This window comes from Stenotrophomonas sp. MH181796 (genome assembly GCF_009659995.1).
Taxonomy (GTDB): Bacteria; Pseudomonadota; Gammaproteobacteria; order Xanthomonadales; family Xanthomonadaceae; genus Stenotrophomonas; species Stenotrophomonas riyadhensis.
Genome location: NZ_RAHU01000003.1, coordinates 511,528 through 529,608, shown reverse-complemented (window position 1 = coordinate 529,608; position 18,081 = coordinate 511,528). Strand labels below are relative to the sequence as shown.

Here is an 18,081-nt window from a genome sequence, read left to right as displayed (position 1 = left end):
CCCAATGATCGCTCCACCATGGGGCATGAGCAGCCACCGCCTCCGCCTGGGCCGGCGTTCCATTGTCGGTCAGGTCTACGTTCTGACAACGACGACGCATCAGCGCCGCCGGCTCTTTGAAAGCGAAGCTGCAGTGGCATGTGTAATCGACCAGTTCCATTACATCGAACGTCGGGGGCTGGTGCAGTCACTCGCGTGGGTCGTCATGCCGGATCACGTCCACTGGATGTTCGAGCTGCGTGCAGCTCACCTTCCAGACATTGCGCGCCGAATGAAGTCGTCAAGCGCGCTTGCCCTGAATCGCCTGGCGGGGCGTCGAAGTACGGTATGGCAGCCTGGCTACTTCGATCATGCAGTGAGGGCTGAGGAGTCGCTGGCGCGGCAAGCCCTGTATATCCTGGGGAATCCGGTGCGCGCTGATCTTGCCGGGCAGATTGGCGAGTACCCACATGCGTGGTCGGTCTGGGCGTGATGCCGGCCAGCGGCCGGCACTACCAGGCTTTCGAGCGAGACGGTTGCGGCAATACACGTTGCAGTCAGGGCAGCGTCAGGCGGTAGACCAGCACACGGTTGTCGTTGTCGTACGGGCTGTCGCAGGATTGGCCCTGCATGCGGCAGTGGCGGGCGATGAAGTCGTTGTCGTTGCCGATCAGCAACAGCACGTCGTTCGGATGCTGCGGGTCCAAGGCAGGCAGCACGTCCATGGCTTCCCACTTTTCCGAGAGCAGACCGGCATGCGGGCCGCGCTTGGTGTCCAGGTCAAGGCCGGCACGCGCGAGCTGCGGGCGGTCGAGCAGGTTCAGCAGTTCGTCGCTGCGCGCGGGCACGATGCCGGCCTTCAACGTGGTGTCCGCCGCATCCGCCAGTACCGAGGTCGTGCCGGTTTCATAGGTGCTGCCGGCCAGGTTGCTGGCTTCGGCCACATCCACCAGCAGCACCGACTTGAAGACGATCGGGTCGTCGCCATCCTTGCCCAGGCCATTGCCATCGCGGGCCAGCAGCAGGAAGCGATTGTCGTCCAATGCGCGCAGCTCGCTCTGCGCGGCGGTGCGGTCCAGCTTGCCCTTGCCGTCGTGTGCATAGGCGGGCAGGGCCATCACGTAATGGCCGATCGGTTGCTGTGGCGTCGGCGAGACCGTCACGTCGTAGACCAGCACGCGGGTGTTGATGCGTCCGGCCGCATTGCCCTCCGCGCTGTCCTGCAGCGTTGCACTCTGCAGGGCGACAAACAGGCGGGTACCGTCGGGCGAAAGGCTCATGCCTTCCACGCCCTGGTTGTTGCGGCGGCCGGTCTGCGGTGGCGCCAGTGAACCGAACGCTGGCTTGCCCTCGCGCTGCGGCCTGATCGCGGGCGGTGCCACGATCACACCCTGCAGCTGACCCTGCGCATCGAAGTAGTAGACGTTGGCGGTGTACTCGTCGCCGATGTAGAAGTGGCCATCGGCGGTAAACTGCAGCGATTCCGCATCCAGCGAGACCTTGCCCGCGCCTGCGCCGCTGGCCGGCGAGGGCAGCACCACATCGCGCTGGGTGATCGTGTGCTCACCCGGGTCAGCACCGGTGAACGGCTGCCCGTTGAAATCCTTCAGTACCACGCCCTTGTCGGGCACCATCGTCAGCGCGCCGAGCGCACCGGGCTTGCCTGGGGCAATGTCGATGCGCAGCTGCATGCGCTCCACGCGGCCGGCGTAGTCGTAGAACAGGCCAGCCTCGGGGTCGTTGCGGCCGCGGTCGGGCAGGGTCCACAGCACGCCTTCGTAGCCGCTGGCGGTGCGCTTCCAGGTGCCAGGCTGTACCGCCAGCGACGAGAACGAGCCCAGCGTGTCGCCGAGGAAGTCCACCGTGCCCGCCGGCAGCCGCCCGGCGGCGACCAGGCCTTTATCCACGTAGGTACGACCGCCCAACTGCAGGGTGCGTGGCGGTGCGCCAGCGGCCTCGTGGGGAGCGGAGTATCCGCTGGCGGAGAGCGTGGCCAGCAGCAGGGCGGTCGCGAACATCGGTGGACTCCGGGCGGTCAATCAGAAGCGAAGGTCGATCGTACCGAACACCTGGCGCGGTGCCGAGGCATGGAACACATACAGCTTGCCGGCCGGGTCGCTGGGCGCGAACACGCTCGAATCCAGGTTGCTGGCGTAGCGCTTGTTGGTCAGGTTGGTCACGTTGAACGACAGGCGCATGCCCTTGGCGAAGCCGACCTGGCCGAAGTCATAGCCACCGGCGAGGTCGAATACGGTGAAGCCGCCGAAGCCCTGGTCGTTGGTGTAGGTGTAGAAGCGCTCGCCGGTGTACTTGCCACGCAGGCTGGCGAACCAGCCGTTGTCGCGCCAGGTGATCTCGGTGGCCAGCAGCTGCTTGGGCGTATCGGTCTGGATCCTGCCCTTGATCTGCTGCTCGACGCCCGCCTGCACGTAGTTGGAGGCGTAGGTCGAACGGTTCAGCGAGGCCGAGGTGTACCAGCTGAAGTGCTCGTTCGGGGTCCACAGCACGGTCAGCTCGGCACCGCGGCTGTCGACGCCGCCCACGTTGTAGAAGCGGTTGCCGCAGGTCGGGCCGACCGGCTGCCGCGAATCACAGGGGTTGTACTGCAGCAGGCGGTTGTCGAAGCGCACGCTGTAGGCCGCGATCGAGGCCTGCAGGGTATCGGTGACGAAGCGGTAGCCGGCTTCCAGCGAGCGCGACTCCTCCGGCTTCAGGTTGCCCTGCGCGTTCCAAGTGGCCTGGCTCACCGCCTGCGGTCCGAGCTTGAAGCCGCCCTGGAACATGGCGATGTTCTCGGCGTAGCTGGCGAAGATCTCGTGGTGCTCGGCCAGGCGGAAGTTGGCGCCGATGCTGGGCAGGAAATTCTTGCTGGCCTTCAACGAACCGGTGGCGAACTGGTTGTTGGAGGTCGGCGAGATCGGCGTCTTCGCATCGCCCGGCAGTGCTTGTGCATCGGAGGTGGCGTGCGGGCTCTTGGCGCCGAATTCCAGGGTCAGGCGGTCATCGAGCAGGCGCCAGGTGTCCTTCAGGAAGAACTGGTGGGTCTTCCAGCGGGTGCGCTGGGCGAACACGCCGACATCGGAGGGCAGGGTGTTCATGCCACTCAGGTCACGCGGGCCGTCCACGGCGGTCTGGTAGCGCTCGGCGCTGCTGGTATTGCGCTCGTACCAGACGCCGCCTTCGATGCGGTGCGCGCCCAGCTCCCAGTCGAACGACAGCGTGCCGCCGTCGCGGTCGATGGTATAGATGGTGTTGCGGAAGATGATCGGGATCTCCTGCGCGGTGCCTTTGTTCGACCACGCGCCGCTGTTCCAGTTGTGGCCTTCGCCGCGGTCATCGTGGTGGTAGGCCAGCGCCCGCAGGCTGAAGCCATCGGCCAGGAAGAAATCACCGGCCAGGTAGTACAGGTTGTCATCGCGCAGGATCTGGCCGGCGGTGAAGGCACCGTCGGCATCCTTGTCCGGGCCGCTGTTGTCGCACTTCTTCGCATTGAAGCTGGCGGTGTTGCAGTAGGCCTTGGCCACCGCCTTGTTCCAGTCCGGCGCGTAGCCGCCCCAGTCCCAGCCCAGGCCGCGCGACATCTCGTCCTTGGACAGGTAGAAGTAGTCGGCCTGGGTGGTGCGCGAGGTATCGACGAAGCCGGTGATCTGGCCGCGGCCGAAGTTCCACACGCCCTTGGCGTTGAACTGCTTGGTGATGGATTTGTTGTAGGCGGTCTGGTCGTTCCACAGATCGGAGACGGCATTCATGCCGGAGACGTAGCCGGAGAAGCCGTTGTACTCGCCGCTGTCCACGCGCACGAAGGTGCGGCGGTTGGCATCGCTGCCGAAGGTCTGCACCACGCGGCCGCCGAGTTCCTGCGCCGGGCGGTCGGAGGTATAGGAAATGGTGCCGCCGAGGTTGCTGGTGGACGGCGTGCCGAGGCTGCCGATGCCCACCGCCAGTTCGGCGCCGGCCATGTTCTCGCTGATCAGCGCACGGTTGATGGTCAGGCCGTTGTAGTTGTTGTACGCGCCATCGCCCAGCGGCACGCCATCCAGTGTGTAACCGAGACGGGTGGAGTTGAAGCCGCGCAGGCTGAGGGTCATCGACTGCTCGTTGGTGCCCAGCGCATCGGCCGACTGCGCGTTGACACCCGGAAGCAGGTTCAGCGTCTTCTGCAGGCTGGTGCCTGGCGGCAGGATGTCGAGGTTCTCGCGGGTGATGCGCTGCACCTGGCGCGCTTCACCGCTGCCGATCACAGAGACTGCATCGAGGTTGGTCGCGGAGGGCGTGCTGGAGGTCGAGGCAGCATCCTGCGCCCAGGCCGCGGGAGCGAGCGCGATCGACAGCGCAGCGGCCAACAAAGTCTTCGTCATGTTACGGACACTCAGGCAGGCACGAGCCACCGCACGGGCGCGGAGCTCATGGAGTTCAAAAGGGGAGACAACCGATGCGACCGGTGACGCTGCAGGCGCCGTGGATCAACGTGAAAATGGTGCGCTAGACAGATGACTGTCTGGTGACATGTTCATTCGTTGTGAGGCGTCTACCACGACGGGTAGTGCCGGCCGCTGGCCGGCAGCCACGTGGACCCATCTGGCAATGTGCAGCTGCCGGCCAGCGGCCGGCACTACCAATCGGTGTTCAGCGCAGCTTGCGCGTGCGCTTTGGCTTCGCGGTATCGCCGCCGCTGGCGGCGCCATCCTGCAGCGCCTGCAACCAGGACAGGGTGTCCACGTAGTCGATGAAGTGGCGCAGGTAACCGGGGCTGGTCGCCTGCATCGTGTCCAGCATGCGCTGCACCAGCACCGCCGAGTTCAGCGGGCCGCCGTCGGCGGGGGCTTCGGTGCGCAGCGAACGGCGTACCTGCAGCTCGCTGCGCAGCTCCGACCACTCGCGCTGCACCTGCTGCAGCATCGGCACCTGCGGGTAATGCGGCAGCGAGCGCGACCCCGCATCGAGGTCGCGCACCAGTGCGCGCAGGCCCTCCAGTGCGGGCGGCTTACTTGGCATCCGGGGCCCTGGGCTTGGGAATCGGCGCGATTTCCACGCGACGATTGCGCGCGCGGCCGTCTTCGCTGGCATTGGAGCTGACCGGCTGCTCGCTGCCGAACGCGGCGGCGAATACCGCGTCAGCCGGTACGCCATCGGCAATCAACGTGCGGGTCACGGTCAGCGAACGCTGTGCCGACAGCTCCCAGTTGTCGGCGAAACGCCGGTTGCCTTCGCGCACCGGCGCGTCATCGGTGAAGCCGCTGACCATCAGGATCTCTTCGCGCGTGCCCAGGTAGGCGGCCAGCGGCGCAGCCAGGCTGCGCAGCAGCTCCTGGCCTTCCGGCTGCAGCTGGTCCGAGTTCAGTGCAAACAACACGCTGCCACTGATGCCGATGCGTCCATCGACCAGGGTCACGCGACCGGCGGCCAGCGGGCCCGCCAGCGCCTGTTCCAGGGTCTGCAGGCGCTTGGCTTCGGCCTGGCGCTGCTTCACTTCCTGGTCCAGTCGCTGCGACAGCTCCAGCTGCACGGCAACCACACCGACCAGTATCAGCACGAACGCGCCCAGCAGCACCGACATCAGGTCGCCGAAGGCGGCCCAGATCGGGGCGTGTGAGCCGCCGTCGACCTCCAGCTCGTCGCTCATGCGCTGCCGGCCTTGCCGCGGCGCGTGGCCAGCTGCTGCAGTTCTTCCATCACCTGCTTCTGCGACAGCAGGCTGAGGTCGACCACCTCGCGTGCCTGCGCCACGTAGTAGGCCAGCTGCTCGTCGCTGCGGGCCAGCGAGGCATCCAGTGCGCCGCCAATCTGTTCCAGGCGGCCGGACAGCTCAGCCGAGGCCGTACCGAACTGCTCGACAGCGGAACCGAAGGTGCCGGCCAGCTGGCCGACGTCGCCGGCGCTGCCGCTGAGCGCTGCGGCAATGCCATCCAGCTTGCCGGTCTCGGCGGCGATATGGTCGGTGAAGCGGTTGCCGACGCGTTCCAGCAGCTCGGCCGAACCACCGACCAGCGCGTCCACGGCGGTGCGCTGTTCGTGCGAGGCATGGTTGATCGCATCCAGCAGGGTCTGCACGGTGGCCAGCAGCCGGCCGCGTTCTTCCAGCATCGCGTTGTCGCGCACCAGGCTCTCGGAGAGCGTGCTGCGCAGCTCGTTGATGACGTCGGCGGCGGCCTTCGGTGCAGCGGCCGCGGTCTGCAGCAGGGTGGACACTTCCGCCAGCGTGGCACTGGCCTGGGCGCGACCGTTCTCGCCGATCTGCTGTGCGGTGGCCGCCAGCGTGTCGCAGACCTGCTGCTGCTGCGCGGCCAGGCGTTCGCCGTTGGCCTGCAGGCGTTCGGCCAGCTCCGTGGAAACGTGCTGCAGGGCATCGCTCCAGCGCTGCAGGCGCTGTTCGTCGCCGGCCTCCAGCTGGGCCTGCAGCGCGGCGTGGGCCTGCTGCAGTTCGGCGCTGACCGCATCCCAGCGCGCCTGGCGCTGCTGCTCGCGGCTGTCCAGGCTGGCCTGCAGTTCGGCGTGCGCGGTGGCGGCGGCGGCCTGCGCGGCCTGCCACTGCTGCGAGCGCTGCAGTTCGTGATCCTGCAGCAGCGCCTGGCTGGCGCTGTGGTGCTGTTCCAGTGCCTGCAGCAGCGCCTGCGCACGCGCGTCCAGATGCTCGCTGGCGTCCAGCAATGCCTGCTGCTGGCGTTCGACCAGTGCGGTATTCAATGCCTGCTGCTGTTCGGCGGCGGCGCGCCAGGCCTCGGCATTGCCGCTGGCATCGGCCTGCAGGCGCTCGCCGATGCGCGCGACCAGTGCATCGGCCTGGGTGCCCTGGCCATCGCTGAAGGCCTGCAGGTGCTGGCGCAGATCACTCACCAGCGCCTGTTGTGCCTGGGTCTGCTCATTCACCACCTTGGCCCAGCTGGCTTCGGTGGCGACGCGGCTGCGTTCGAAACCGTCGCTCAGGCCAGACAACTGCTGCTGCACCGCCTGCTCGACACGGGCATGCAGCGCCTCACCATGCTGGGCCAGGCCGGCCAGCGTGGTCTCGGCCATCGGCTGCAGCGCGCCACCGATGGCAGCGGCGCTGGCCTCGGCACCTTCGCGTAGCGACTGCTGCAGCGAGACGGCCAGGCGTTCCTGCAGCGCCTGGCTCTGGGTCAGGAACTCGGCCTGGCCGGCCAGCAGGCGCTCATTGGCGGCCGCACTGTGCTGTTCGAAGGTGCTGGTCATCGCCTGCAGGCGGTCGACCAGCGCCGGCAGCGCGGCGGACTGTGCCTGCAGCAGTCGAAGCGATTCGGCGCGCTGCCAGGCCTGCGAGTACGGGTGCAGGTCGCCGGTAATGGCACGGTCCAGCTGCTGCACGGCCTGCAGGCGGTCGCGGCGCAGCAGCGCTGCCAGCAGGCCGAGCATGGCCGAGCTGGCCACGCCGGCGATCGAGGTGCCGAATGCCACCGCCAGGCCCTGCACGGGCGAGGCCAGCGAGCCGCGGATGGCGGCCATGTCGGTCGCGCTCTGCAGGGCCAGGCCGGTACCGCGCAGGGTGTCCATCATGCCCAGCAGGGTGCCGAGCATGCCCAACAGCACCAGCAGGCCAACCAGGTACGGAGTCAGTACCGGCGCGGGCAGGGCGGTGCGCTCGCCTTCCACGCGCAGGCGCACGGCGTTGCGCAGGCCCATCGGCACGCGCTCCAGCCAGGGGACAAGGTTTTCCTTCGCGTTGGACAGGTCACTCAGTGCGCTGCGCAGGCCGTTGCTGGCCTGGCGGTAGCGGTACAGCTCCACGCCACCGGCGATGTAGCAGGCCGCGATGATCGCCGCCACCGCTGCACCCAGCGGATGCACCGAAACGTAGCCAATGCCGATCCAGCACACGGCCAGCAGGCCGACAAGGAAAACAACGACATGGAAAGCAGTTCTGGACATGGTGTTCCGGTCAGTGGGAGCGCAGGGCGTCTTGCAGCCCTTCGATCGGGTGGAAGCGCAGCTGCAGCTCGGCAAGCAGCAGGGTGCGCATGTCATGGCGGAAGGCCGCGCGCCAGCCGGGCTGGCCGTGCACGCGTTCAAAACGGGCGCCGAGCACCGCCGGCGCAGTGGCCAGCAGGCTGTGCTCGCGCGGGGTGAGGGTCTGTTCCATCACCGCATCGACCTCGGCCAGCCGTGCCAGCTCGGGTGAAACCTGCACCAGTTGGTCGCGCAGGCGGCCGCGCAGGCGCCCGGTGGCGGTCTGGATGGCCTGCTGCAGCACCCGGTAGCGCTGGCGCAGCGAGGCGAAGTTGGGTGCGGCGGCGGCTTCGGCCAGGTCCAGCAGGCGCTCGGCCTCGGCATCCTCACTGATCGAGGCCAGCAGGCTGGCATGGGCCTGGGCGCAGTCGCCCAGCACATCCCCGGCCGCTTCGGTGGCCTCACCCGGCTCGAGCAGGCGTCCGCCGAGCGCCCCGGACAGGGCCACGGCACGGCTCCAGTCCACCCACTGGCCGAGGCGTTCGGTCAGGGCGGGACTGCTGGCCGGCATCGCGCCGTCGCTGAGACGGGCGAGCAGGCGGAGGAATTCCGGTCCACCCAGGACCGGCTGCGCTGCTTTCGCCATCAAGGGGTGAGGGGCCAAAAACCGTTGATTTTACAACCAGATGACCTTGGCTGGATGAAGGCGGGGCCGGGGGAGGGGACCCGCAGGCGCGACAAGGCTTAGAATGACCGGCTGCACCCATCCGTTCGACCCTTGGAGTTCCCCAATGACTGTTGCGCAGTTCTACCCGATCGGCACCCCCGGACAGCCCTGGGGCGACGCGGAACGCGCACAGTGGCGGGCCCGCCAGCAGCGCCAGCGCAGCTACCACGACGATGTTGTGGCCGCCCTTGAACGCCTGGACGACAGCTTCGACGTGATCCAGTATGGCCAGTTGGACTATGCGCCGGACCATTACCCGCTGTTCGCCGTGGTCAACCACGACTGGAACCCGGCGCTGCCGACCGCGCTGATCACCGGCGGCGTGCATGGCTACGAGACCAGCGGCGTGCATGGTGCCCTGCAGTTCCTGGAGCAGCAGGCCGAGCGTTACCTGGGCCGGCTGAACCTGATCGTGGCGCCGTGCGTCAGCCCGTGGGGCTACGAGCGCATCCAGCGCTGGAACCCGGATGCCATCGACCCGAACCGCAGCTTCCGTGACGGCGGCCAGATCGAAGAGGCCGCCGCGCTGATGCGCTGGGTGGCTGAGCGCAAGCCGAACCTGCTGGTGCACCTGGACCTGCACGAGACCACCGACAGCGACCTGCACGAGTTCGATCCGGCGCGCTGCGCCCGCGACGGCAAGCCGTTCGAGCGCGACACCATTCCGGATGGCTTCTACGTGATCGGCAACAGCGAAGATCCGCAGGCGGAATTCCAGAAGGCATTGATCACCGCCGTTGCCCCGGTCACCCACATCGCCCCGGCCGACGCCGAAGGCAACCTGGTCGGTCTGCCGCTGCAGTCACCGGGCGTGGTCTGGGGCGAGTCGCGCTCGATCGGCGCCTGCGCCGGCTTCACCGACGCACGCTTTGCCACCACCACCGAGGTCTACCCGGACAGCCCGCGCACCAACCCGCAGGAATGCAACGACGCCCAGGTGGCAGCGGTATGCGCGGGTCTGGATTTCGCCCTGGCCGCCCAGTAACGCATCAGCGCAGGGTAGCGTTGGGTCACATCCGGCGGCTTGGGTGTGATCTAGCCCAGCAGGATCACGCCCCACACCGTGCCGACCATGAGCAGCGCGGTGGTCTGGGCGGCGCTGCCCATGTCCTTGGCGTTCTTGGACAGCGGGTGGTGGTCCAGCGAGATGCGGTCGACCACCGCTTCGATGGCCGAGTTGAGCAGTTCCACCAGCAGGCTGATGAAGCAGACGGCCAGCACCACGGCCCGCTCGATCGTGCTGATGTCCAGCACGAAGGCCGCGACCATCAGCAGTGCATGCAGCAGCAACAGCTGCCGGAAGGCCGCTTCGCCACGGAAGGTGGCGATGAAGCCGTCGCGCGAATGGATCAGCGTGTGGAAGATGCGGCGAAGGCCGGTCTTGCCATGCGGGTACTTGCCGCTGTCCCTGGGGTGAGGTGGCTGCATGCGGGTTCTGCCATGAATTGACCTCACGACAGGATGTGCAGGCGGGCGTCGGGAAAGCGTCGGACGCCCGTTGGATTTTCCTTCAGCCGGCCTGGCGCTGTGCCTGGATGGCCTGGTCGAGGGCATCCAGATCGTCGGTCGGCGAGGCCAGCCATGCCGGGTATGCCTCGGTCTCGATGAAGGCGGAGGAACGCAGCACATCATCGAACGCCGGATTGTCCTTCTGCGGATGGCGCAGCAGGCCCGACATCAACCCGCAGATACGGACTGCGGCCTGGAAGGCGCCCTGCAACGAACCGGCCGGCTCGGTGACCGTGTTGAGGAAGGTCGCATAGGCCGGGCCATCGAACACGAAATCCTCGCGGTTCTTGAACGCTTCGCCGCTGAGGTTGGCTTCGCCGGAGACGTGCCGAGAAAACCCCCAGGACCAGATGTCGAGGAAACGCAGGTCATCCAGCATCTGGCGCGCATCGTCATCCAGTGGAAAGGCACCGGACAGGGCGTGTTCCAGCGTGACTGCCGCGAAGGGCTCGGTGCCCTGGTGAGCCAGGAAATCGCTCAGGCAGCGCAGCGCACCGGGATGATGCGGGTCCAGTTGCAGCGCCCGATAGATCACGCGGGCGCCTTCCACATGGCGGCCCTGGGCGATGAAGATGTTGAGCGCGTGGTGGGCGAGCTGGTCGGCGTTGAGGTCGGCAATCCGGGTCATCGGGTCTGGCTGGCATGGACGAACGGTGGGCACCAGTCTGACAGATCACTCATTCGGCCGGGCTGCGTGAATCGCGGATCGAATAGATCACCGAGAAGATCTTCCAGCCCTGTTCGGTGCGGATCAGCTGCCACATCTCCTTGCCCCAGTTGGTCTTCACCCCATCGTCGTGGAAGCTGTAGTCAAACGACACCGAGGCCACATCGCCATCCGTCTCGATCTTCGTGTTGGAGAATGTCTCCTCCTTCGGTTTCGGCGAGGCCACCGCCCCGTCGATCAGTGCGATGAAGTTGTTGGCGGGAATCCGCCGCGCCTTGATCGCATCGGGCTTGGCCTTGCGGATGTCCTGCAGGCGCACATCCTCGGAGACGTACTGCCAGCCGATGTCTTCCGGTTCATCCGAGAAGAACAGGCCCATGTAGGTCGGCTTGTCCTTGTTGATCAGCGAGGTGCGGAAGGATTCGACCACCTGTTCGATCGCCTTGACGTCGGCGGGAGCGTTCTTCGCGGCGTAGGCCGGCAGGCACGCCGGGAGGAGGAGGGCGAGGGCGGCGAAGCGTGCATGTGTGATGGACATCGGTGAATCCTGATGGGAAGAATGGCTGCGCAAGCGCATCAGCGCGGGTACGCCCGCCAGAAAAGCACGCGGTCTTCGTTTCTGCTCACCGCCACGAAAACCGATTTCCCGAGCTCTGGCGTGCAGCGAAAAATCCTGTACGACCCGTCGAGCGTCCCCTCATCCGGCCACCAGGATCGATCGAACGCAACAGGATCGCTGTCGCCGGATGTGGTCGCTTGGCAATCGGCAGGCAGCTTCAGCAACACCACACGGGGCTTGGTGAACGCCAGCGCGCTGGTGTTTGAATCCAGATCGTGCACCTCATGCAGGTTGGTCGCTTCGTGGGGCACCCAATCGGGAATCCATCCCTTGTTCACCATGTCGGCGTCGATGGCCTGCTGCTGGGTGTCGAACGAACTGTCCATCACCAGTCCGCAGGCGCTGAGCGCCGTGCAGACCGTCAATGGAAGGATGGATCGCATCCTGGTCCAGTTGGCGAGTGCAAACATCGTCCTTGCGTCCCCGTGGAATGCCGTCGGACCTATCGGGTCAGCGCGTCGAACAGGCGATTGCGGTCCGCATCGCTCATCGACCAGCTCTGTCCGAGCGGGGCCATGCGAACGGATTCGGTCCGGCCGCAGGCCCGGTACTGCCAGGTTTCCGAACCATCGGGCTGGGCTGTCACGTCGATGCCCTCCAGGCGTGCGCACTGCAGCCGGGCCAGCGCCATCGGCGCGAAGTGCAGCATGTAGTGCTGCACCCGGTCGGCCGGCATTGCCGTTCCGGCAGGCAGCGGATGAGCCGGGCCATATTCGGCGAGCAGGCCAACGCAGGTCGCCGCGGCGGACAAGGTATTGCGACCGAAGGCGCGGGAGGCATCCCGCTCCACGCCTTTTTCCAGCGCCTTGCCTTCCTTGCTGCCGGCATAAGCCTCGGCCGCCTGCCGCTGCGCAGCGTCGAGCGTCGACAGCCAGTGCTGGCGGCCCTCCTGCAACTGCAGTTCCAGGCCGGGCAGCGTCTTCTGGCAGCGCGCGGCGATCGCCTGTGTCTGCACGAAGTCCTGGCTGCGATCACCGGGCGTTGCAGCCGGTGATGCGGCCGCCGCGGCGGCCGTGAGGGCCATGCAGGCCATGACCAGGCCACATCGCATTCCATTGCGCATCCTGCACCTCATGGAGAGTTTGACGGCGCACGCTAGCACGGATGCCGGGCGGCGCAACAGGCCGGTGCCGGCCTGTCCGTGGCGTACATTGCCGGTTGTTCGGCGATCTCGGCGAGGCATTGCCATGCGCTTGCCTTGGTCCCGGTCGGGGCGGGCAGGGCACAGGTCATTCTGGCGCTGGGGCAACCTGACGTGGTGGAGCACGCCGGTATTCCCTTTACCTGTTATGCAAGCAGTGGATGCAGTGGTCGCTGTGCGCAGCGATGGTGGTATGAGAACCGGTTGGGCCTGGATACCGAAGCCTGGTCGGTGGAGCTGGATGCTTCTGATCGCGTGCTCGCAACGTCGCGCTGGACATCACCGTAGGCTGTTCACACGGGAGATATCCATCCGCCTGCTCTTTGGTGATCGGGCTCTTTGCCGCGGTGTTGATGTGCGGGAACATCTCATTGCGGCCCAGCATGAATGCCGGGCCGCATCGCAGGGGTAATTCGCCGCGTGTGGAGAAGCTGCAAGTCGCTTCAGCGATGCAGCGCGTCGATGATCAAGCCGGTGGCGATCTCCACCAACAGGTACTCGTTATCGGACTGGCGCACCCAGCGCCGGTCGCGGCCCGGCTCGCGCAGGTGATAGCGCGCGTAGTCGTCCACCCAGTAGCGGCGGTCCACTTCCGCCCATGGCAGGCGCTCGCCGCGACGCCAGGCCTTCTTCTGCCAGCCCGGCGGCGGTGCATCACGGTTGTGCGGGCCACCGGCGTGCGGCGGTGGCCCGTTGCCGCGCGCATGGTGCGGCGGATCAGCGAAGGCGGGTGCCACGGCCAGCGCGGCAGCCGTGGTCAACGCAATGGCGAACAAGCGTGCGGTGTTCATCGCAACCTCCGGGCTTTGCCGCTGCATGCGGCGTGGTGCCGTGGAGTATGGATCAAGGAACGTGAACGGACTTCTGAACTGTCACCTTCGTAGCAGGGCGCTTTCCACTGCGCTGCAACTGACGGCTCGGGCGCGACGCCGCCGCCTCCGGCATGGCCGCCTCAAACACGCTCGCGCGCCTCATACCAGTCGCGTGAGCGGTTCACGATCTTCACAACCGAAAGCATCACGGGCACTTCAATCAGCACCCCCACCACCGTAGCCAGCGCCGCACCGGAGTGGACACCAAACAGGCCCACGGCCGTCGCCACCGCCAGTTCGAAGAAGTTGCTGGCGCCGATCAGTGCTGACGGCCCGGCCACGCAGTGCGCCACACCCAGGCGCCGGTTGAGCAGGTACGCCAGGCCGGAGGTGAAATAGACCTGGATCAGGATCGGGACCGCGATCACCGCAATCACCAGCGGCTGCTGCACGATCTGCTGGCCCTGGAACCCGAACAGCAGCACCAGCGTCAGCAGCAGTGCCGACAGTGACAGTGGCCCCAGCCGGCGCAGCGCCGCCTGCAGCCCGGGCTGGCCATGGCGTGACAGGATCCAGCGGCGCAGCAACGCGGCCACCAGCACCGGCGCCACGATGTACAGGCCGACCGACAGCAGCAACGTATCCCACGGCACGGTGATGGCCGACAGCCCCAGCAGCAGCGCCACCATCGGCGCATAGGCCACCACCATGATCGCGTCGTTCAGTGCCACCTGGCTCAGTGTGAAGTTGGCATCGCCGCGACACAGATTGCTCCACACGAACACCATGGCCGTGCAAGGCGCGGCGGCCAGCAGGATCAGGCCGGCGATATAGCTCTCGATCTGGCCGGCGGGCAGCCAGTCCGCAAAGACGTGGCGCAGGAAGAGCCAGCCCAGCAGCGCCATCGAGAACGGCTTCACCGCCCAGTTGATGAACAGCGTCACCCCGATGCCTTTCCAGTGCTGCCCCAGCTGGCGCATCGCACCGAAATCCACCCTCAGCAGCATCGGAATGATCATCAGCCAGATCAGCACCGCCACCGGAAGGTTGACCTTGGCCACTTCAGCCGCCGCCAGGGAGGCGAAAGCACCTGGCAGGAAGTGCCCGAGCAGCGTGCCGACGATGATGCACAGCGCGACCCAGAGCGTCAGGTGGCGCTCGAACAGGCCCATGGGTGCCGCTGTGCTCATGGCGTGCGCGCTGCCGGCAGCAGATGGCCGATCTGGTCCAGCGCCTGCTGCAGCATTCCGCGGTCTTGCCACACGTGCCCGGGCAGCGCCAGCAGGGCCTGCACGCGTGCCTTCACGATGGCATGCGCATGGGCGAAGGCGGCAGCCTTGTCGGCATCGCTGCCCTCTACCTCGGCCGGGTCCGGCAGGCCCCAATGGCTGCGGATGAAATCACCGAACAGCACCGGGCAGGTCTCCGCTGCCGCCGCATCGCAGACGGTGATCACCAGATCCATCGGAGCCGCGTCGGCGAACTCATCCCAGGATTTGCTGCGCAGTCCCGCGATCGGGATGCCTTCGGCGCGCAGCTGTGCAAGCGCGAATGGATTGACCTGGCCGGTCGGGTGGCTGCCGGCACTGAAGGCCGTGAAGCGGTCGCCGCCCCATGCGCGCAGGGTGGCTTCGGCCAGCACGCTGCGGGCGCTGTTGCCGGTGCAGAGAAACAGGATGGAGCGGGACATGGTGGCGTTTCCGAATCAGCAGCTGTAGGGATTGCCTGACGGGGTGCATTGTTCGCTGGGCGAACCGGCGCAGCAGTTGTGCGTGAGGTACTCGATCAGGCCGGTCATTGCGCTGAAATTCGCGCGGTAGCAGACGTGGCGGCCCTGGCTCTCGCTCTCGACCAGGCCGGCCTGTACCAGTTCCTTCAGGTGGAAGCTGAGGGTGGCGGGAGGAACCTGGAGCGCTGCGGCGATGTCGCCGGCCATGCGACCGGCCGGGCCGGCTTCGACCAGCAGGCGGAAGGCTGCCAGGCGGGTGGCGTGGCCGAGTGCAGTGAGCGCGGCGATTGCATTTAATGTTTCCATATTTCTAGAATAGTCGAATGAATAAGCCGATCACAAGTCCTTTGCTGCCCCATCTGAGGCAAGCCTCGCTTCCCCAGCCGGATCACCAGCGGTTGGCCGCCGAACGCCAGGGGCCGCCACGCATTCTGGTGCTGTACGGCTCACTGCGGCCGCAATCGTTCAGCCGCAAGCTGGCACTGGAGGCCGAATGCCTTCTGCAGCATCTGGGCTGCGAAACGCGCGTGTTCGATCCACATGCCTTGCCGCTGCTGGACAGCGTGGACAAGGGGCATCCGGAAGTGCAGCGGTTGCGCGAGTGGTCGCACTGGTCGGAAGGGCAGGTGTGGGTCAGCCCGGAGCGGCACGGCACGGTGACCGGCGTGTTCAAGAACCAGATCGACTGGCTGCCACTGGAAGACGGCAGCGTGCGGCCGACCCAGGGCAGGACGCTGGCGGTGATGCAGGTCTGCGGCGGTTCGCAGTCGTTCAACACGGTCAATACGCTGCGGGTACTGGGCCGCTGGATGCGCATGCTGACCATTCCCAACCAGTCGTCGGTGGCCAAGGCCTGGCAGGAGTTCGACGAAGACGGACGGATGAAGCCCTCGCCTTACTACGATCGCGTGGTGGATGTGGTCGAAGAACTGGTGAAGTTCACGCTGCTCACCCGCGGCCGCGCCGACTACCTCGTGGACCGTTACAGCGAGCGCAAGGGCGATGCGTTGGCGGCGGAGCTGGCGCAAGCGGCGGGAGCGACCGGCGTCTAAGGCGGGTGCCGAATCGCGTGCGGTTCCTGCTCAGCTAGCCGGCGCAGGCTGCAGGGCTTCCAGTACCCGGCAGTCGGCCACGCGCCCGCCGGGGCAGTTGCCGATCATCCGCTGCAGTTCGCCCTGCAACGCCTGCAGGTCGGCAATCCTGCGCGCGATGTCGGCAATGTGTGCCTTCACCACGTCATCCACCGAACTGCACTGGTGCTCGCGTTGCTCGCCGAAGGCGATCAGTTCGCGGATCTGCTCGATGGCGAACCCCAGCTCGCGCGCACGGCGCACGAATGCCAGCCGCCGTTGATCCTGCGCGCCGTAGCAGCGGTAGTTGCCCTGCGAACGCAACGGCGGCTGCAGCAGCCCGATCTTTTCGTAATAGCGGATGGTCTCTGCCTTGGTGCCGGTGTGGCGGGCCAGTTGGCCGATGGTAAGTGGGGCTGTCATGGGCTTGACCTTGTAGGGGCTACAAGGTTGATAAAGGCAGCTCCCTTTCATTTCAAGCCCGGGCACGCCCGGCGGAGCGCCCCCATGGACCAGTGCTGCGGCCACAAGCGCCAGGAGCTGGCATCGATAGCGCTGCACAGCGCCCAGCGGCGGGTGCTGGTAGCGGTGCTGGCAATCAATCTGGCGATGTTCTTCATCGAGTTCGGCGCGGGCCTTGCCGCGCGATCCAGTGCCCTGCAGGCCGATGCGGTCGACATGCTGGGAGATGCCATCGTCTATGGCCTGAGCCTGTGGGCGGTAAACCGGGGCGCGCGCTGGGAGGCGGGCGCGGCGCTGGCCAAGGGCCTGCTGATCCTGGCCTTCTTCGTGTTCATCGTGTTCGAAGTGGCCGGCAAGCTGGTCAACGGCGTGCCACCGTCCAGCACGCTGATGCTGGTGTTCGGTGGCATTGCCCTGGTGGCGAACCTCACCTGCGTGGCGCTGCTGTGGCGTTTCCGCAGCTTGAACATCAACATGAAGAGCACGTTCGAGTGCTCGCGCAATGACGTGGCCGCGAACCTGGGCGTGCTGGTGGCCGCAGGCGGCGTGGCCATGACCGGGCGCGGCTGGCCGGATATTGTCGTCGGCGCAGTGATCGCCCTGTTGTTCCTGAGGTCGGCAGTGAGCGTGATCGCTGAAGCGTGGCCGGCATGGCGAGCAGCACACCGCCAGTGACTCAGTTGCGGTGGTGGCTGCCCGCTCAGGTCGCCACGTGTTGACTGCGTTGGTCGATCAGCATCACCGTTTCCTGCAGTGCATGGGCGCCCATCACCGCTTCCGGATAGCGGGTGCCGATCAGCCTTCAGGCTGCAACCGCCCCACCGCCTGCGCGCACAACGACTGGCTGGCCAGTACCAACCCCTCCATCACCCGGTCGCCCACGTACTCTTCCGGTTCGCCGTTCTGCCGGGTGCGTTCGGCCGCCAGCAGCATTTCCAGCACCACACGCAACCCGCTCAACGCGCAATCGGCATCGGCCAGGGCCAGGCAGCGGCCGGGAAGTTGATGCCGCTCCGGCCAGGGTTGGCCATCGGCTGCCGCACCGGAGCCGATGCGGTTGAGATTGGAAATGAAGGTGTTCCTGTCCACTGCAGGCGCAGCCTGTGGCGAACCGTCGTCGTGGGTGGTGCCGTGGTCGGCGTGCAGGTGCGGGAAGTTCGATTTGTTCATGGCAAGGCTCCGTGCAGGGCAATCGGTAGCCGCCACCCATAAAAGTGGCGGGCGGTGCATGGTTCGAATCCGGGTTGGTCCCAAGCCGGTGGGCGCGAACGCCCCCACGCACCGCCCGCCATAGCCGGCAGACGGATTGCCAGCCGGCGCCACGGAATGTGGACGCCGACTGGCAAGCGCAATCACTCAGGACCAACTCGGGATTCGAAACCCGGCCACCCTTTTCCGGTGGCACGCCATCTGAGCCCCTGGCGCTGTGCAATGCCAATCAGAAGAGTTGCAAACATCGCTCGA

General features: G+C 66.6%; 21 protein-coding genes. 4 read left to right on the top strand and 17 right to left on the bottom strand.

Features of this window, described 5'->3' with window-relative positions:
- Nucleotides 1-25 precede the first annotated feature (25 nt).
- Nucleotides 26-472 (top strand): transposase, encoded by a 447-nt coding sequence (locus tag D5301_RS09820; RefSeq protein ID WP_153855526.1) that lies wholly within the window; start codon nt 26-28, stop codon nt 470-472.
- A 64-nt stretch (nt 473-536) separates the two neighbouring features.
- Here the strand turns inward: D5301_RS09820 and D5301_RS09815 are convergent, their stop codons facing one another.
- From D5301_RS09815 to D5301_RS09790, 6 genes are all read right to left on the bottom strand, one after another.
- Nucleotides 537-1,997, bottom strand: a complete 1,461-nt coding sequence (locus tag D5301_RS09815; protein WP_153855525.1) for an esterase-like activity of phytase family protein — start codon at nt 1,995-1,997, stop codon at nt 537-539.
- A gap of 21 nt (nt 1,998-2,018) precedes the next feature.
- Nucleotides 2,019-4,337: a TonB-dependent receptor gene (locus D5301_RS09810; RefSeq protein ID WP_153855524.1), complete on the bottom strand. Its 2,319-nt coding sequence runs from the start codon at nt 4,335-4,337 to the stop codon at nt 2,019-2,021.
- 268 nt (nt 4,338-4,605) lie between these two features.
- A complete protein-coding gene (locus D5301_RS09805; RefSeq protein ID WP_324187301.1) occupies nt 4,606-5,046 on the bottom strand; it encodes a DUF2894 domain-containing protein in 441 nt (146 codons plus the stop codon).
- Nucleotides 4,964-5,602: an OmpA family protein gene (locus D5301_RS09800; RefSeq protein ID WP_097047766.1), complete on the bottom strand. Its 639-nt coding sequence runs from the start codon at nt 5,600-5,602 to the stop codon at nt 4,964-4,966. Before D5301_RS09800 ends, D5301_RS09805 begins: the two co-directional genes overlap by 83 nt.
- On the bottom strand, nt 5,599-7,863 hold the full coding sequence (locus tag D5301_RS09795) for a DUF802 domain-containing protein (protein ID WP_153855522.1): 2,265 nt from the start codon (nt 7,861-7,863) through the stop codon (nt 5,599-5,601). Before D5301_RS09795 ends, D5301_RS09800 begins: the two co-directional genes overlap by 4 nt.
- Before the next feature lie 10 nt (nt 7,864-7,873).
- Nucleotides 7,874-8,527: a DUF3348 family protein gene (locus tag D5301_RS09790; RefSeq protein WP_153855521.1), complete on the bottom strand. Its 654-nt coding sequence runs from the start codon at nt 8,525-8,527 to the stop codon at nt 7,874-7,876.
- Nucleotides 8,528-8,672: 145 nt separating this feature from the next.
- Between D5301_RS09790 and D5301_RS09785 the strand changes: the two genes are divergently transcribed.
- Entirely contained in the window at nt 8,673-9,593 is a 921-nt protein-coding gene (locus D5301_RS09785) for a M14 family metallocarboxypeptidase (RefSeq protein WP_014037468.1), read from the top strand.
- Nucleotides 9,594-9,643: 50 nt separating this feature from the next.
- Here D5301_RS09785 and D5301_RS09780 read toward each other — a convergent pair whose 3' ends face one another.
- From D5301_RS09780 to D5301_RS09740, 9 genes are all read right to left on the bottom strand, one after another.
- Nucleotides 9,644-10,036, bottom strand: coding sequence for a diacylglycerol kinase (locus tag D5301_RS09780; RefSeq protein WP_008265627.1), 393 nt, complete (start codon nt 10,034-10,036; stop codon nt 9,644-9,646).
- 82 nt (nt 10,037-10,118) lie between these two features.
- A complete protein-coding gene (locus tag D5301_RS09775; protein ID WP_153855520.1) occupies nt 10,119-10,745 on the bottom strand; it encodes a hypothetical protein in 627 nt (208 codons plus the stop codon).
- 49 nt (nt 10,746-10,794) lie between these two features.
- Entirely contained in the window at nt 10,795-11,322 is a 528-nt protein-coding gene (locus D5301_RS09770) for a nuclear transport factor 2 family protein (protein WP_153855519.1), read from the bottom strand.
- A gap of 38 nt (nt 11,323-11,360) precedes the next feature.
- Complete coding sequence (locus D5301_RS09765) at nt 11,361-11,813, bottom strand: hypothetical protein (protein ID WP_194936624.1); 453 nt, start codon at nt 11,811-11,813, stop codon at nt 11,361-11,363.
- Nucleotides 11,814-11,845: 32 nt separating this feature from the next.
- Nucleotides 11,846-12,592 carry a hypothetical protein gene (locus D5301_RS09760; protein WP_228756370.1) on the bottom strand — a complete coding sequence of 249 codons (747 nt, stop codon included), beginning with the start codon at nt 12,590-12,592 and terminating at the stop codon, nt 11,846-11,848.
- 395 nt (nt 12,593-12,987) lie between these two features.
- Nucleotides 12,988-13,335: an RcnB family protein gene (locus tag D5301_RS09755; protein ID WP_153855518.1), complete on the bottom strand. Its 348-nt coding sequence runs from the start codon at nt 13,333-13,335 to the stop codon at nt 12,988-12,990.
- A gap of 161 nt (nt 13,336-13,496) precedes the next feature.
- On the bottom strand, nt 13,497-14,528 hold the full coding sequence (gene arsB, locus D5301_RS09750; protein ID WP_153855633.1) for an ACR3 family arsenite efflux transporter: 1,032 nt from the start codon (nt 14,526-14,528) through the stop codon (nt 13,497-13,499).
- Nucleotides 14,529-14,542: 14 nt separating this feature from the next.
- Nucleotides 14,543-15,046, bottom strand: coding sequence for an arsenate reductase ArsC (locus D5301_RS09745; RefSeq protein WP_153855517.1), 504 nt, complete (start codon nt 15,044-15,046; stop codon nt 14,543-14,545).
- A 15-nt stretch (nt 15,047-15,061) separates the two neighbouring features.
- Nucleotides 15,062-15,391, bottom strand: coding sequence for a winged helix-turn-helix domain-containing protein (locus D5301_RS09740; protein WP_153855516.1), 330 nt, complete (start codon nt 15,389-15,391; stop codon nt 15,062-15,064).
- A 17-nt stretch (nt 15,392-15,408) separates the two neighbouring features.
- On the opposite strand from D5301_RS09740, the gene arsH reads away from it, so the two are divergent.
- Nucleotides 15,409-16,137: an arsenical resistance protein ArsH gene (arsH, locus tag D5301_RS09735; RefSeq protein ID WP_153855515.1), complete on the top strand. Its 729-nt coding sequence runs from the start codon at nt 15,409-15,411 to the stop codon at nt 16,135-16,137.
- A gap of 30 nt (nt 16,138-16,167) precedes the next feature.
- On the opposite strand, the gene D5301_RS09730 is transcribed toward arsH, so the two are convergent.
- On the bottom strand, nt 16,168-16,578 hold the full coding sequence (locus tag D5301_RS09730) for a helix-turn-helix domain-containing protein (protein WP_153855514.1): 411 nt from the start codon (nt 16,576-16,578) through the stop codon (nt 16,168-16,170).
- 84 nt (nt 16,579-16,662) lie between these two features.
- Here D5301_RS09730 and D5301_RS09725 point away from each other — a divergent pair, with 84 nt between their 5' ends.
- Nucleotides 16,663-17,292, top strand: a complete 630-nt coding sequence (locus tag D5301_RS09725; protein WP_153855513.1) for a cation transporter — start codon at nt 16,663-16,665, stop codon at nt 17,290-17,292.
- 120 nt (nt 17,293-17,412) lie between these two features.
- Here D5301_RS09725 and D5301_RS09720 read toward each other — a convergent pair whose 3' ends face one another.
- Nucleotides 17,413-17,787, bottom strand: coding sequence for a hypothetical protein (locus D5301_RS09720; protein ID WP_153855512.1), 375 nt, complete (start codon nt 17,785-17,787; stop codon nt 17,413-17,415).
- Nucleotides 17,788-18,081: the final 294 nt, after the last annotated feature.